This window comes from Actinobaculum sp. 352 (genome assembly GCF_003957265.1).
In the GTDB taxonomy this organism is placed as follows: Bacteria; Actinomycetota; Actinomycetes; order Actinomycetales; family Actinomycetaceae; genus Asp313.
In genome coordinates this window covers 90,596-106,069 of sequence record NZ_RQSN01000008.1, presented here as the reverse complement: position 1 = coordinate 106,069, position 15,474 = coordinate 90,596, and the positions used below count along the sequence as shown (strand labels likewise).

At 59.9% G+C, this 15,474-nt stretch carries 13 protein-coding genes and 1 tRNA gene; 5 read left to right on the top strand and 9 right to left on the bottom strand.

The window, feature by feature from the left end:
- Positions 1-245: 245 nt before the first annotated feature.
- Positions 246-1,655, top strand: a complete 1,410-nt coding sequence (locus tag EKN07_RS09450; protein ID WP_126146258.1) for a hypothetical protein — start codon at positions 246-248, stop codon at positions 1,653-1,655.
- Complete coding sequence (locus EKN07_RS09445) at positions 1,652-2,617, top strand: hypothetical protein (protein ID WP_108716272.1); 966 nt, start codon at positions 1,652-1,654, stop codon at positions 2,615-2,617. The genes EKN07_RS09450 and EKN07_RS09445 overlap by 4 nt, the downstream gene beginning before the upstream one ends.
- 205 nt (positions 2,618-2,822) lie before the next feature.
- On the opposite strand, the gene EKN07_RS09440 is transcribed toward EKN07_RS09445, so the two are convergent.
- Entirely contained in the window at positions 2,823-3,956 is a 1,134-nt protein-coding gene (locus tag EKN07_RS09440; RefSeq protein WP_126146257.1) for a GNAT family N-acetyltransferase, read from the bottom strand.
- Positions 3,953-4,582, bottom strand: a complete 630-nt coding sequence (locus EKN07_RS09435; protein ID WP_108716274.1) for a hypothetical protein — start codon at positions 4,580-4,582, stop codon at positions 3,953-3,955. Before EKN07_RS09435 ends, EKN07_RS09440 begins: the two co-directional genes overlap by 4 nt.
- Before the next feature lie 443 nt (positions 4,583-5,025).
- Here EKN07_RS09435 and EKN07_RS09430 point away from each other — a divergent pair.
- From EKN07_RS09430 to EKN07_RS09420, 3 genes are all read left to right on the top strand, one after another.
- Positions 5,026-5,101, top strand: a tRNA-Lys gene (locus EKN07_RS09430).
- 212 nt (positions 5,102-5,313) lie between these two features.
- Complete coding sequence (locus EKN07_RS09425; protein ID WP_126146256.1) at positions 5,314-7,269, top strand: NAD(P)/FAD-dependent oxidoreductase; 1,956 nt, start codon at positions 5,314-5,316, stop codon at positions 7,267-7,269.
- A gap of 230 nt (positions 7,270-7,499) precedes the next feature.
- Positions 7,500-8,093, top strand: coding sequence for a DUF6301 family protein (locus tag EKN07_RS09420; RefSeq protein WP_241228168.1), 594 nt, complete (start codon positions 7,500-7,502; stop codon positions 8,091-8,093).
- Positions 8,094-8,522: 429 nt separating this feature from the next.
- Here the strand turns inward: EKN07_RS09420 and EKN07_RS09415 are convergent, their stop codons facing one another.
- The 7 genes from EKN07_RS09415 to EKN07_RS09385 all read right to left on the bottom strand — a co-directional run bounded on the left by EKN07_RS09415 (position 8,523) and on the right by EKN07_RS09385 (position 15,470).
- Positions 8,523-8,978 (bottom strand): DNA starvation/stationary phase protection protein, encoded by a 456-nt coding sequence (locus tag EKN07_RS09415; protein ID WP_108716276.1) that lies wholly within the window; start codon positions 8,976-8,978, stop codon positions 8,523-8,525.
- A 121-nt stretch (positions 8,979-9,099) separates the two neighbouring features.
- Entirely contained in the window at positions 9,100-10,989 is a 1,890-nt protein-coding gene (locus EKN07_RS09410) for an alpha-amylase family protein (protein ID WP_108716277.1), read from the bottom strand.
- A 2-nt stretch (positions 10,990-10,991) separates the two neighbouring features.
- Positions 10,992-11,516 carry a universal stress protein gene (locus tag EKN07_RS09405; RefSeq protein WP_126146255.1) on the bottom strand — a complete coding sequence of 175 codons (525 nt, stop codon included), beginning with the start codon at positions 11,514-11,516 and terminating at the stop codon, positions 10,992-10,994.
- Between the two features lie 4 nt (positions 11,517-11,520).
- Positions 11,521-12,909, bottom strand: coding sequence for an MFS transporter (locus tag EKN07_RS09400; protein ID WP_241228167.1), 1,389 nt, complete (start codon positions 12,907-12,909; stop codon positions 11,521-11,523).
- On the bottom strand, positions 12,906-13,385 hold the full coding sequence (locus EKN07_RS09395; RefSeq protein WP_108716280.1) for an SRPBCC domain-containing protein: 480 nt from the start codon (positions 13,383-13,385) through the stop codon (positions 12,906-12,908). The genes EKN07_RS09400 and EKN07_RS09395 overlap by 4 nt, the downstream gene beginning before the upstream one ends.
- 356 nt (positions 13,386-13,741) lie before the next feature.
- On the bottom strand, positions 13,742-14,689 hold the full coding sequence (locus EKN07_RS09390; protein ID WP_206435709.1) for an EamA family transporter: 948 nt from the start codon (positions 14,687-14,689) through the stop codon (positions 13,742-13,744).
- Positions 14,682-15,470 (bottom strand): endonuclease/exonuclease/phosphatase family protein, encoded by a 789-nt coding sequence (locus EKN07_RS09385; RefSeq protein ID WP_126146254.1) that lies wholly within the window; start codon positions 15,468-15,470, stop codon positions 14,682-14,684. Before EKN07_RS09385 ends, EKN07_RS09390 begins: the two co-directional genes overlap by 8 nt.
- Positions 15,471-15,474 lie beyond the last annotated feature (4 nt).

Here is a 15,474-nt window from a genome sequence, read left to right as displayed (position 1 = left end):
CCTCCCGGATCTGCGCCTCGCACGGTTCTGTGTCACGCGGCCGAGGTCAGAGCTGCGGTTTTTCCCACCAAACCGCACACCTCAGGGCATTTCCGCAGCTGCGGTGTAGCATGCCGCTGCGCCCATACCCGCCAAACTGCACACCTCAAGGCATTTCCGCAGCTCAAAGCGACAAGATGAACGGAAATTCCATAGCAGCTATACTGCATCCATGTGGTCTGACTCACCCGGATATGGAGGTTACGATGTCCACGATCACCGTTGATTTCGATGCACTCGATCATTTGTCCGCGATCTATCACAACTTGGCGGATACGACGACGCAATCATCACCCAATGCACGTTCGTATATCAGAGACAACATCGTAGTCCCGAATAGCGGATCACTCGGCTACGTCATGTCTGACATTATCGGCTACGCGCAGCAGGTAACGGACGCGGTTTCGCAGTGTGAAACGGACGCAGAGAAGGCACTGCGTGGCGGAGCGGATGCAGTAGACGAGTGCCGCCGTCACTACGAGAACAGTGACCAGAACGTAATCACACTGTTTGATGGCAAGTACACTTCAGCCGATGTAAACACAGCGAAGTCAACACCGAGTACACCAGTTACAGGCTGCTTGCCACCAGCTGTGGCAGAGACCACTTTCGCCGATGTGTTCAGTTCCATGGGAATGGTCGGAAATGTCATTTCTCCGTCCTTCTGGCTTGGAGAAGGAGCAGATATCATCTTGGACTTCATCCTCGGTGAAGGCGAGCACAACCCGTTCGACGCGATCCCAGGTGCAATAGCAGGAGACTGGGAGGCTGTGTCGCGAGCCGGAAATGGACTTGGTCACTTGGCGGACTACTTTTCCGCGCTTGCCTCGGAATCGACGAATACATGGAGCGACACCGCCTCCGAGTGGGAGGGGGGAGCAGCTGATACTGCTGCGACGTCCTTTGGCAAGATGTCGCAGTCATTCTCCGATATTGCCGAGGAGTTACGCAAACTCTCGGCAACTTACCAGAGCATAGCGATTGGAATCTACAACCTGGCAGCTTCTCTTGCCAGTGGACTTCAAGCTCTTGCGGACTGGGGAATACTCTTCCTGGCTGCTGCCGCAGCTGTGACGCTACCTGTACCCATCGTCGGGCAACTCCTTGGTCTCGGCGGTGCAGGATACGCGGGCTACGAACTGATACAGGCAGCCAGAGCTCTCATAAGTACTCTGAACGCGACGTGGTCCCTCGTCATTGGATTCACCGGCCTATGCGCCACGTCCCTCGGCCGGTTGCAGGTGTCTCCTGATACCAGTACCGTTTACATTCCCACTTTCTCGGAAGGATGCCTCGTGGACAACCGTTCGAACAGGCCTGTCCGACTGCTCTCAACATTTCCCATTGGCAGTCCTGGGGATCAATTGCTCCGCGAATCCCTGCGGGCGTTACGCGCTGAGGCACCGCCGGAGACTCGGCGCATGATTGACAGTATCTTTCGCGACGAACGGTCAGTCCGTGATCTGATGAATTCATCGTGGATGAGCAAGAGGCTCCAATTCTCCGCCGAACAGACCACTGAGTTGAAACAACAGATTGCCGATGTTCGCGCTAGGGCTGAAGGCTCCGACGGCGGAGCCTTGCCGAGTCGCACCGAACCACGGAGCGGCAGATGACAACGGACAAGCAAAGCAACCAGCAACGCCAAACCCGTCGAGGTCGCATGGTACTCGCGCTACTGGTTGTGGCCTTCGCATCATTCACCGCTTTAGGTCTCGTCAGAGGGAATGTCCCCGGAAGCTACAAGGACACGGTCTGGACCGTGTCTTTTGCCATTACCGGAGGATGGCTCTGTGCACCGCTCCTATTTCGAGATCCGATGAAGTGGAAAGCACGAGCAATCATTGAAGGTGTTGCCCTCGTCCTCTACATCTCCACCGTAGTGTTCATCCTTCTTCACTACTCTGATGTCTATTCCGAACTTCTCGCAACCGAAAACTCAACTCTAAAACGGGGAATCAGCAAAGTTTTAGTAGCCCCCACTGTACCCGGTCTTGTATGTGCCTTCTTCTTTTATCTCAACGTAGCCTTCGGCCGTAAACCCGACAAATACTTCGGCCCAACTCCCGAACCAAAAGCCCGACAGCAAGCAGAAAACAGGGCAGGAGCACAGGACTTTCACCATTGGGGCAAGCGGTTCGGCAGCCATGCACTGATCTTCATCGCCTTCCTCTCCGCAGCACTCGCCGTAGCCGTCTTCGCCAGCGGACACCTCGCAGACTCGCCCACCTACCGTATCTGGGCCGCTATCTTCACCATCACCCCTATCTGGATCGCCGTCCTGCTACGGTTCGGCCCACAGCGGGATTGGAAGTCACGCGCGGCGGTCCTCGCGGTTGCCGCCCTCCTGTACGCCGTCGTGTCCGTATATGCAGTCATGAACTACACAGTCATCGCAGACGCAACACCAGGAACCGGTATCCTCTCACACCTCGAAGGACTGAAGCCAACCCTAGCCACACCATACCTACTCAGCTTCTTGTGCGGAGTCTCCTGCCTACTGCTCTTCTCGTCCAAACGCCGCACAAGGCACTTCTTCGGAGTCGATGTGCCGGAACAGTGCGAGGACAGTGAGTGATCCCCGCGCCGCGTCGGCCCGACGGCGTATCGCCCCACGCTTCGACCTACCGCGCAGACATCTAGCAGCAGGTCACCGGCTGGCCGGAGGGACCGCCCGGAGCTATCCCGCGCCACGTAAGGCGAATACGGCGGTTCAACACCTAACCGGAGGGACGCTGAGCACATCGTATGCGCCACCACCACTCCGGCTGTGGGTCACCATCTCATCCGTACAGCACATGGCGCTGCGCCGTGGCGAAACCCATCCGCTGATAGAGCGATACGGCAGCGGTGTTATCGGCGTCCGCATAAAGACGCACCAGGCGTGCACCACGCCCGGCAATAAGCCGCAGTCCCGCTGTGGTCAACGCCGCGCCCACACCATGCCCCTGCGCCGACGGCGCCACTCCGAGCACGTACAACTCATACTCGGAAGGAACTTCCTCCGGCTTGAACCAAATAAAACCTTGCAGTTCGCCACCATCGGCCACGGCCAGCAGGCAAAGGTCTGGATCAAACCATGACTGTTCAAACCGCTGACGCATGTCCGCCTCAGTCAGTTGCCCCTGTTCGGGATGCGATGCAAAGGCGGCGGCATTCAACGCCGTGAACGCCTCTAGATCCGCACGCGGATCAAGCGTTCGCAGACGGAATCCACCCGTCGCGAGATCTTCATCAACAGTTTCACGAGTCGGAGCGGCACCCGCGCCGTCGCCAAAGGCACCCGCGCCAGAACTACCGCCCCCGTCGCCTTCCTCCTCGCCAGCCGCTATCTCGCGCTGCAAAACAAGCAAAGCACGACGCACGGTCAGATCGAACTCACTCGCCAACCTGGCGGCGGCAGGAAGATCGCCGTGCGCCCAGGCGCCCGCCACGGCGTTCTCGGCACGGGGATCCACACCACGAGTCTTCGAGTCGCGCTCGAAGAGATCCGCATGTACCTTCCTCGCCAACACCCGGCCGTACCCCCGACGTCGGGCATCAGGGCGCACCGCCAGCTCGACCGTGCCGGCACGCCCGAGATGCGCCAGCCCCGCCACCTCGAGTGGAGCCCCGGCCAGGGCCGACACACTCTCCGTCGCCCGCTTCTCGTGCCCTTCCGTATCCGGGGCATTCTCGCGCCGCTGCTCCGCCTTCTGCGTACCATCGCCCTTATAAGCCCCGCGAAGGTCAGAGACCGCGTCCGCCGCGTCGCCGTCGTCGATCACCCATATGTGCGAATCCAGAGCCCCGGCAGCCACATCAAGCACGGTCTGCTCATCGAAGGGAGCGAAGCCATCCACCTGCTCACACTGCCGGTTGATCGCTGCCAGGGCATCCTTCCATCCCGCCGCAGGAAACGGCCCGCGCACTCTCATTCGAGCATTCCATCCGCGGCTAGCTTGCCCGCCGCCCGAAACTCGGCCGATGTAAGCAACATCGCGCGGTCGCGCCGCGTCACATCGGTGGCCAGCGGGTGGTCACCGGTACCGATCCACACCGGATCAACCTCGCCGAGGAAGTCTGTCAGACGCGCAGAGTCTTTCAGTACCTCTGCGAAATCACCTTCATACGTACCCGCAAGAACCGAATCCCACTCCTGGCGCACAGTTCCTGGCTTCGGGGTCATGGCGATCTTCTGCTCGCCGTCCGCCCCCTGGCGGCGCAGCACCTCCGCCGAAGCCTCGTAGCGACGGTTGACCTCAGCACCCTCACGCCGAATCCACTCGCGCAGCAGGTAACCGCGCCATAGAATCCCCGGCAGGGTGTTTTCCGGAGAACGAATCCATGACTCGGCGATAACGTCGACGCCTTCCTCGTCAACCAGGGCCAGAATCCGCTTGAAGGTCTCGGGGTCCTCACCGCTGTGATGCCGTCCCATGGGTACTAATGCCTGCGCCGAGGTGTGGGCAAGCTCCGAGTTGTAGGCGACGTCGGCCTCGCCTTCAATCGCCTCAATCTGATCCGCATCGAGCTGTGCGGGGCGTCTCGGCTTCTTGGTCATAGCATCCTCCTCATTATCGCCGCCGGTTGAGTGGACCATTGGCGTCGTGACAGCTCTGGCGGCTGTGCCCGTCTGGACGAGACTATTCTCCCGCAGATCAGGGGCCATGGCGAGCAAATCAGAACACTGCATCGAAGTCCGCGCGACGGCCTCTCGTATCCCGCATACTCGCATCTCCCGCAGGTCACACCCATCTGACGAATCACCCCCGATTTCTCCCGGCCCGCATACTCGCGCATCCCGCATACTCTCATATCCCGCATATTCACCTACCCCGCAGGTCACACCCGCCGTCCAGCCGCGCACAGTCGGGACCTCCCAGCGACGTCCGTACGCCGCACGGCACGCATAGCCGTCCTAACCCGCGCACAGTCGGCGCCTCCCACCGTGCTCCTCACGTCACTCGATGTGCCTAATCGGCGCCGGACGGGTAAACTACTTGCGGGCCTATAGCTCAATTGGCAGAGCACCGGACTTTTAATCCGTGGGTTCAGGGTTCGAGTCCCTGTGGGCCTACCACCAGAAAACAGCATGATCACACCACGGCAACCCGCCACGCCCGCCGTCTGCCAGCACACAAGGTTAGTTTTGCAGCCACTTCGGAACTCGAAACCAATTTCACGCGATTTCCTGCGTATAAGTATCTTCCCGGACGCCTATGCATCCTGCGCGCGTTCCCTCTACGTAGGCTGGTTCTACACGCAAAACACATAGGACGAAGGAGTTCCCTCATGTCAACGCCAGTTTTGTCACGCTTTGACCACATACTCTCCCCGATCACAATCGCGGGAATCACCTTCCCCAATCGCATCATCCTCCCGCCTATGGGCACAGAAATGGGCACCGAGGATGGCAAATCCACGGAAATAGAAGCCGAGTACTACGGCGCCCGTGCCCGTGGCGGCACCGCACTGACCATGACCGGCATCAATTTCGTACAGTCCGACCTCGAACCAGTTCAGCCCGGGTTGGCTCGTGCCGATACCGACGAGCACACTGCGGGCCTGAAGGGAATCGCCGACGCCGTTCATGCCGCAGGTGGGCTAGCCGCCCTCCAACTCACACCCGGATTAGGCCGCAACAATCAGAACTATGACGCCTTCGGCATGGAACCGGTGTCCTCTTCCGACAACACCTACTTCTTCGACCCGACCCGCCGCTGCCGTCCGCTGACAACCGAAGAGATCAAGTTGATTATTCGTAGAGTTGGCGAGGCTGCACATCGCGGCTACGAGGCCAGATTTGACGTTATCGATATACACGGCCACACCGGGTACCTGATTGACCAGTTCATGAGTTCGGTATGGAATCGGCGGACAGATGAGTACGGCGGCAGCGCCGAGAATCGCGCACGTTTCGCCGTCGAGTGTATCCAGGCCGCCAAGGAAAACGCACCCGGGCGCATCATTTCCTTCCGTATCTCCGTCAACCACCGTTTCGAGGGCGGCCGAACCTGGGAGGAGACCCAGGATTTGGTACGCGCGCTGGAAGCCGGTGGACTCGACATGATTCTGTGCGACGACGGCTCCTACGAGGCCATGGACTACGTGTTCCCGCCCTACTATTTGGGGGACGCGCCGATGGTGGAAGCCGCCGCGAGGGTAAAGGACGTCGTGTCCATTCCCGTGGCCGCATGCGGCAATATCACTCCGGAGATCGGCGAAAGACTCATTGCCGAAGGTAAGGCGGACCTCATCGCCATCGGTCGCGGCCTTATTGCCGACCCCGACATCGTCCTCAAGCTACGCGAGAACCGACCGGAGGACATTCGCCCCTGCATTCGCTGTAACCAGCTCTGCACGGGCAACGCGTTCTTTGGACAAGCGATCGGCTGTGCGGTCAACCCCGAGGTCGGGCACGAGGCCACCCGGGTTATTTCCGAACACATGGCGCGGACCCCCAAGAGAATTGCGGTGGTTGGCGCTGGCCCGGCCGGGCTCGAATTTGCCCGTGTGGCCGGCCTGCGCGGACACACAGTTGACGTCTACGAGAAGGGCGACGCCGTCGGAGGCGTGCTGCGCCCCGCCGCCACCCCCGACTTCAAACGTGAGCTTTTCAAGATGATCACCTGGTGGGAGCACCAACTCGAGCAAATCGACGGCGTAACCCTCCACCTCAGGCACGAGGTCACGGCCGACGATCCCGTGCTCAGCGACGTCGACGAAATCGTCGTCGCCGCCGGGTCCCATCCATTCATTCCCGCAGCAGTCGCCATTGCCACTGATGCAACTCCAATTGATGTACTCGATTTCCATCTGGGCGCACCGGTGGGTGATCGGGTGCTGATTTGTGGCGGCGGACTCTCCGGCGCCGATGCCGCGCTCGAACTCGCCCAGCAGGGGCATGCAGTCACAATCGTCGAGATGACCGATGCCATCGCCAGTGACATGCTCATGCTCAACCGCACGAGTCTGCTGCGCGATCTGGCGGTGCACAACGTCGAGGTTCTCACCGGCACCTCGGTGCAGGAGATCCTGCCAGAGGGTGTTCGAGTAACAGACGCAGCCGGAAGCAGGATCATCCAAGCCGACAGCATCATCACTGCCTTCGGCCTGAAACCCGCCACCGAACTCGGAGCGGCGCTGACTGCTAGCGGCGCCACCGTGCACACGGTAGGCGACTGTGTGAACCCCCGCAAGGTCGGAGACGCCATTAATGACGCCTACGAACTCGCCTTAGCACTGTAATCCAGCGGTGAAACCGGCCGAATCGCCGCGATCCTAGGCGCCGGGCCGCGGGTAGTGCGGGCGAACACCCAAAGGCGGTGGGCACACGTCCAGGCACTACTCGCGGCCGCGGAGCCGCAAAGGGGGCTTTTGCCTGCCCACTCAACCAGCGCCCTCGCGGGCACCTGTGGACACCTGGCCAGCCAACATCGAAGTCACGGCGGCATAGCGGACATGCTAATCTAGCTGCCATGTCGCAAACCCCCGCAGCGCACGACAGCAAATTCATGCAGATGCCTTTACCCGACGGCACGTTATACCGAATCGTACCCATACCGGTAGGCATTCGAGTCATCCGCTTATGGCTCGAACACGATTGGCCGCTCAGCACCGACCACGCCCTGCAACTGCGAGATGAACTTGGTTGGGTATCCTCACCGTCGAAAGCGACACTCTTCACCACCAATCACGGCACGGGAGAAAAGGACGCGTCCGCCATCGCAATCCGCGGCATGGTCGACTCCTTCGCCTTCAACCTATCCTCCCGGATCGCGCTGGAGTTTGAACCGTTGGTCGAAGCGGTGGCGCGATCAGCTTTCGACCAGTACGTGGGGGCGCTGAGTGCGTTTTACGGCAAGGGAATCACCGAATGGAACGACGAAGGCGAAGCACGATCCGTCACCTGGCAGCTACCCAGCACCGCCACCGTGCAAATCGGTAAGTCTGGCTGGCTTCTTCGCGTCAATATCGACTCCCCCAACGCCGTCGCTGCGGCGGCAGCCGAGGCAGATTACTTCGAGATATTCGACGAGAACGACGACGAGCTTCCCGAGGATGAGTGGTGATCCTCGGCTCGTCGGGCACGCCGCATCATCCCAGGTTTGGGGACTGTTGGCCAGGGATGTTCACGACGAGGTCAGCAGCCTTCAACACCATATTTCACCCCGCCAATCCAGTAAGGTGTCCAGCGCGCGGACACTGCTTAGTGCACGGGCGCTGCTTAGCGCGCATGGCAAGCTGCCATCCATGCTTATCGGTTTTGGCACCCTTACTAAGCAGCTCCCGAAACCACTCAACCAGTTACGACACCCACGTCCGGGCAGTTCCCACAGATCATTGATCCTTTGCGGTAGCTAGTTGTTGTGCCGAAATACCCGGGCCCACCGCCCGCCAGAAGGCAGTGGTGGACCCGCGGTTTGAATCTCAGTTTGTCGGCAATTCTGCCGCCCACACGGCGGCGTGGTTTCCTACGCCAGAACACCGACGCGAGGCACCTACTTCGTCGCGGATCGAAGCATCCAGGCCTGCTTCTCCAGACCTGCTGCCACACCGATCAACAGATCGTTAGAGAGATGGTCCACCTCGTCGACATCGTCGAGGGTGGCCTTGATCCGGTCGGATACGCCAAGCAGCATTTCCTCGAACTGCTCGTACACATCATCAACGCTGAGCACGCCGGCATCAAACTGCTTCACACCGGACTGTGCGGAGACAATCGCGGCGCGAGCATCGGGGGTTCCGCCAATGGCGGCAAGACGCTCTGCCACCTCATCGGAATCATCGCGCACCTGCTCCACGATCTCATCCAATGCAAGGTGCAACGCGCGGAAACGCGAACCTTGGATGTTCCAATGAGCCTGCTTGCCCAACAGGGCCAGATCAGTAAGGTCAACCAGGGCCTGCTGAAGGGCCTTCTCTACCGTGTTGGACTTGGAAGTGTTCTGCGCCATCTCTTCTGCTCCTTTCCGGACGGTCTCCCGGGTGTTCCGGTACATGCTAACCGCCAGCCCTTTATGGACTAATTCCAATATAGTCCATCTCGCGGAGAATTCGAGAGGCCTTCACTATGAGCTAAGACCTATCGGCGCGGATGAACCACGCGGGCTGGTACGGTGCGATATCGATGGTCGCCGGGCGCAGATCGTAGCTGTTATTGCCGATAAGCTCCTGTGCGTCGTATCCCAACCGGTACGTCAGTACCCCGTGATGCAGGCGAACGGTCTGGTTCGAGAAGTTGTAGACTTCCACCAGCGTGCCCAACGGATGCAAACGCTCAAAGATCAGCAGGCGCGAATCGGGACTCTCCACAACCTCACTGGGAATGGAGGCATGCAGCTGCGGCGTCTTTACGCGCACATCAATCAGATGGCGGATGCCTTCATTGATCCTCCGCGCGGGATGTAAGGGCTCATTCGGCAGTTTATCGACCATATCCCAGTCCATGAAGGGGCGATGCGCCCAGCGGTTATCCTCGGCATGGGCAGGATCACGAGCGTAGTCCATATCGTTGAGAAGCCCGATTTCGTCACCCATATACAGCAGCGGCACACCGCCGTACCCGAACATGACTGCATGCATGAGGATAATGCGGGCTATCGCCGCATCAATACCCTTGCCATCATTTCGCTCCAAAGCGATTTCGAGACCTGCCAGGCTAGCGCAACTGCCACTGATACGTCGATCCCCTGTTGCCTGATTCGCTTGGAACACCAAGCCGCGCGCGAAGGAATCGGGAAACTCTCCCGAATAGAAATCCGAAAGAAACGCCCGGTGATCGAAACCAGACACGCCGACCGCCGCGGCGTCGGCGTCGGAGATTGCCCAGCCGATATCGTCATGGCACCGCACGTAGGTGGCCCATGTAGCCGACGGCGGCTTCGACGGCATCGCCGCGAGCGCCGCCTGCGCCATATCGGCCTCCCCGGTTGCCACACAGTTCCACAACTGCACCATCAGCTCGTTGTGGTAGGCCATGTCGGAAACCAAACCGTAGTGTTCCCCACGTCCCAGGTAGGCCATCAGATCCTCCGGAGCCACAATCGCCTCGGCCTTGAAGGCCACCGCAGGCGCGGCAATCCGCAGGCAGGCACGCATCGCCTGGGTCAGATCATGCACCTCCGGCTGGTTCTGCGAGGTTGTCCCCAGCCGCTTCCAGGTGAAGGCGATGGCATCGAGCCGGAAGACTTCCACGCCCTTATTCGCCAGCCAGCAGATGAGGTCAACAAACTCGCAAAGGACGTCCGGGTTGGCCCAGTTCAGGTCCCACTGGTAATCATTGAACGTGGTCCACACCCACGCCGCGGCGTCGTCGTTCCACGTAAAGTTGCCGGGGGCGAAGTCGGGGAAGATTTCCGGCAAAGTCTTCTCGTACTCATCGGGAACCTTCCTGTCCGGGAACATGAGGAAGTAGTCGCGGTACTTCTGCTCCCCGGCTCGAGCGCATTGCGCCCACTCATGTTCCTTCGCCACATGGTTGAGCACGAGATCCATTTCCAGACTGATCCGATGCTCCCGCAACACCGTGGCAAGTTCTTCCAGATCGTCCATCGTGCCTAGGTCAGGGCGAACACTGCGGTAGTCCTGCACCGCATAGCCGCCGTCGTTCGCGCCTTCTCGCGGACGGAGGAAGGGCATAACATGCAGATAACGCACGCCGAGATCGGTCAAGTAGTCGACTCGATCGGCGATGCCTGCCAGATTCCCAGCGAAGCGATCAGCGTAGCACACGTAGCCGATCATCTCCGGAAGTTGTAGCCAATCTGGACGCAGCAGGCGTTCTTCATCGAGGCGCCGCAACTCTGGGCTACGCGCCTTGAACGCAGCGAGAAGCAGCGCACATAGCCGCTCCTCGACTTCACGTTCGCGTCCCGGATACAGGTGTGTAAGCGCCGCGCGGATCTGCGGCGAATAGCGCTCCCACCGCAGTTCGAAACTCTGGCGGCCTGCTGCGTCCAGTGGCATTGTTATTCCTCCGTGGAGTCGTTTTCGATCATGACGTCCTCCGCCACGTTCGGTTCCGGAGCACCGGGAGCCGGGCGGACAACAAGCACATCGCAATGTGCGCGCCGGACAACCTCTGAGGCAACGGTACCGAGAAGCCGCCCCACAATCGAAGTGTCCCTAATAGCTCCGATCACGATGGCATCGACCAGGAACTGCTTACCGGTCTCAAGCAGCGCAGCTGCGGGCTCCGCATCCATCAAAATGGCCGCCGAAACGTGCGCGCCCTGCCGCTCCGCAATGGACATCGCCTCATCCAAGGCCTGACTGGCGGACGCCTTTCCAGGCACCTGGCCCAGCTTCACCGACTGCGCCGGAACGGAACTCAAAGTGGCTTCCTCGCGTGCCGTCATCGTGGTGTAGGCACATACGATGATCAACTCGGCATTCTCGGTGTCCGCCAGCGTTGCGGCACGCGCTACCGTGGGGCCGGCCAGGGAACTGCCATCGGTTCCCACGAGAATCTTGTTATACCGTTTAATCGTCATGATCTCACTCGCCTTCCTGCACGGAGGCGCCAGCAACCTTCGGAGGAGCTGTCACATCGTCCTGATCGCGGACAATCGGCGGCTCCTTGATCCACGTCATGGCAATGGCCGCCAGAGCGAGTAAGATTGCGGCAAAGGTAATGGCGTTGCTTGGATTACTCCCCAGAATATGCTTGTACACCCAACCGAAGGTCAGGGTTTGGATGAGCTGCGGGATTACGATCATCATGTTAATGATGCCCATGTACACGCCATAACGAGACGATGGCACCATGCGCACGGCCATAATGTATGGCACACCCATAATGGACGCCCAGGCGATGCCCAGTCCAATGATCGGTATGAAAAGCAGGAACTTGTTCGTGATGTGTGGGAAGACAAGCAGACCGGCAGTGGCGCACAGCAGGCAGAAGATGTGCACCCACTTCGCTCCCCGCTTCTTGGCCAGTGCGACAAGCGAGAATGCCACCGTGAAGGTCACCACGTTGTAGAAGCCATTGATCAGACCTGTCCAACCAACCGCAGATTCGTAGGCATCCGACGACGCATCAGTGGTGCCAAACGCCGACTTCGCCACCGACAGGGAAACATACTGCCAGTAGACGTTCATGGCGTACCACTGGAACAGATAGACCAAAGCCAACTTGCGTAGCTGCTTCGGCATCTCAACGATTGCGGTCCAAATGCCATGAACGGCGCCAAAATGCTCCTTCGACTTCTTTGCCCGCATGCGCTGCAGTTCTTCCGGCGTCGGTGGAATCTCCGGAGTCGACAGCACCGACACGAGTACCGTGCCAATCGAACACACCGATCCGAGCATAAAGGAGCCAAACACCCAGTAAGGCAATCCGGCGGCAGTTGCCCCGTCAAGGAGGCGCCGGAAGAAGAACAGCGAAACATTCGCGAGGGTAATGCCAAGGCCCGTGAAGAAGCTCTGCGCGAGGAAACCCTTCGCTGTCTGGCTGGGCGGAAGCTTATCGGCAATGAAGGCACGGTAGGGCTCCATAGCCGTGTTGTTCGATGCGTCGAGCAACCAAAGCAACAACACTGCCATCCACAACGCGGATACAAAGGGGAAGAGGAAGAGGCAGATTGCGCAGCCAGTAGCACCGATCAGGAAGAACGGCTTACGCCGCCCCCATTTCTCCGACCATGTCCGATCTGACAAGGCTCCGATCAACGGTTGGATGAACAGACCGGTAATAGGACCGGCCATATTCAAGAGGGGTAGGCTCTCCGGATCGGCGCCCAAGAAGGTATAGATCGGATTAATGGCAGTCTGCTGCATACCGAACGAGTACTGGATTCCGAAGAATCCAAAGTTCATCAGCAGAATCTGCTTCATCGTCATCATCGGCTTTCGCCTAACGACAGTGGTAGATTGTGCGCTCACTTCTTAGTCTCCTCTTGTGCTTGTGCGTCCAGGTACTCCTGGAGATGGTCGAGGATGGATTCCCATCCATCGGAATAGTCCACTGCCGCCTCTTCGGTATACGGGCCTTGCACGATCCGCAGTAAGTTCTTCTCCCGGCCGAGGCGTGTGAATTCCACGCGCAATTCGACCGGCTTGGACGGATCAATACCTTCAATGCCGCTGATACGCTGCCGCGTGACAAGCACATCGGGGTAGAAGACTTCCGTGTAAACGCCGTCTACCACCCAGATTCGGGTGGGATCGTCGTCGCGCACCTTCGTATGACGCAGCCGACCACCCAGCTGCGGGTCAAGTTCGACCGACTCGGGCACAACATGCCAACCGTCCGGGGCGAACCATTGAGCGAGAGCGGCGGGTTCAGTGAAAGCGCGGAAGAGGACGCCGCGCGGCACACTGAACTCTCTCTCGACCTCGAGGATTGTATCGGGTTCCATCTCGATTCTCCGTTGCATCGACCTTTGCAGAATCGCAATTGCTTCGCCGAGAAGAACCGGAGGTCCTTCGCCGACGCCGTGGAATCCACAAGCCCCTCCGCTCGCACTATTGCGAGCGAGAAGGCTCCGTGGGGAATCCAACACCGATAGCATAGACCCGGATGACTCCAGAACAAACACGTTTAAAGAATGAAACTGGCCGTCACGCGCGGCACATCCGCCGAAAGCGGCGGCGCGATGCCGTTCGCAACCTCTATGAGAATTTCCGGCAGGCGTCTTACCATTCGGACTCGGTCACAAATCGGGAACGCCACCACGCACCTGCGGAGGTGACGAGCAGAAGTAAGAACCGCCAGTTAGGACGATTCCGGTACTTGAGGCGACGTCGCCAACGCCACCGCTGCCGAAATCGCTATCAACCCAAGGACCTCCGCAGCGTTTGGCACCTGCCGAAGCACGCCAAGCCCCACAAGCAGGCTGGTGGCAGGCAGAAGAGAACTCAACAGCGCGAAGGTGGAGGCACGCAATGAACGCATGACAATCTGGTCAACGCCATAGGGCAGAACCGAGGAGAGAGCGGCAACGGCCAGCATCAGCACCAGTGAACGCAGGTTTGTTGCAATTGGCGCGAAGTCGCCCACACCAAGGGGGGCATAGACGAGCGCGGCCACGGTCATGGCCCATGCCAAGGAGTCAAGACCCCGCCCTCCAACCGCCACTCGGCGGCCAAGCCAAATGTAGAGAGCCCAGAAGGCACCCGCGGCGAGCGCCGCCGTCACACCCGCTGCGACGTCGGCATCGCCAAGGTCAACTCCTGCCCAGGAGATCAGGAAAACACCGCCTATGGCGAGCGCGGCGCCGAGTCGGGTCTTCCATCCTCGCCCGGTGGCAACTGCCAGTACCACCGGACCGAGGTATTCGAGCGACACCGCAGTGCCGAGGGGAATCCGGTCGATCGCCAGGTAGAAAGTAAGGTTCATCGCCCCAAGCGCCAGACCGAAAATGGCAGCCGCACCCAACACCCGCCAACTGAAGTCTTCGTTGGAGTCACGCGGAAGAGTTCGCCTCCACAGCAATAGCAAAATCGCCGCACCGGCAATTCTGCCCCACCCCACCGCCAAGGCAGGAGCCGCCGCGAAAAGACCGACCGCCAGCGATGCCCCGACATACTGCGAAATACCCGCTCCCAGCAGCAGCGCTGGAGCCCAACGATTGCGCCGCAACGCAGCGGGTTGTTCCTGTTGTTCCCAGCCGCTTACGTGGCGCTTCTGGCGTTTCCCTCCCCCTGCACCGCGCTCAGCCACGTGCAACCTCCGTCAGAAGTGCCCGGTGATCGGAAATCGGAAGATGCACAACAGAAGATTCGGCACAGGAGACGAGATTCTGGCCGAGAATATGGTCGATTTGGGTGCGCGGTGAGGCTGCCGGGAAGGTCGCTCCCTGTGCCAGCACGGTGAACGACGATTCGCGCCGCACCTTCTCCAGGCTCATGTTGAGATCACCGAGAAGTAAGCGCGGCGCGCTCGCTACGCCGGCGTGGCGAGCAATGCCCGCAAGCCGGTTCTCGAGCCATACGAGTTCCCGCGAGTTTAAACGCGCATCGGCAGCCAGATGGGTGGCACACACAAGGAGCGGCCCACCGTCCATATTGAGGATCACGACGACGGCGCGGCGCTGTTCCTCCACGCGCAGATAACGACCCGCAATCCCCCGCCTACCGGTTCTATCTCGGCGTACCGGAGACTTCCATGAAGGCAATCGCAGCGACTTACAGAACATCGGCGGTTCACGGGTGGCAAGCACGACGCCGTAACCGTATTCCTGGCGCCGTGCCACCCGATAGATCATGTCGGTTGGGGCGCGTCGGGCCGCTGCGAACTGCATCCAGGCCATCCCTGCCACATCAGTAATCACCCGCAGAGGTGGCCGCGATTGGCCGCGCGGCATCGAGACCTCCTGAAGAGCTAGGATGTCCAAACGCTCGGCGGCCAGTCGATCTGCTGTCTGGCGTATCGCCTCATCCACCTTGAGCGGAGTACTCGGCGTGCCACTTTGCAGGTTAAAGGTTCCAACCCGTAGACCCATTCGA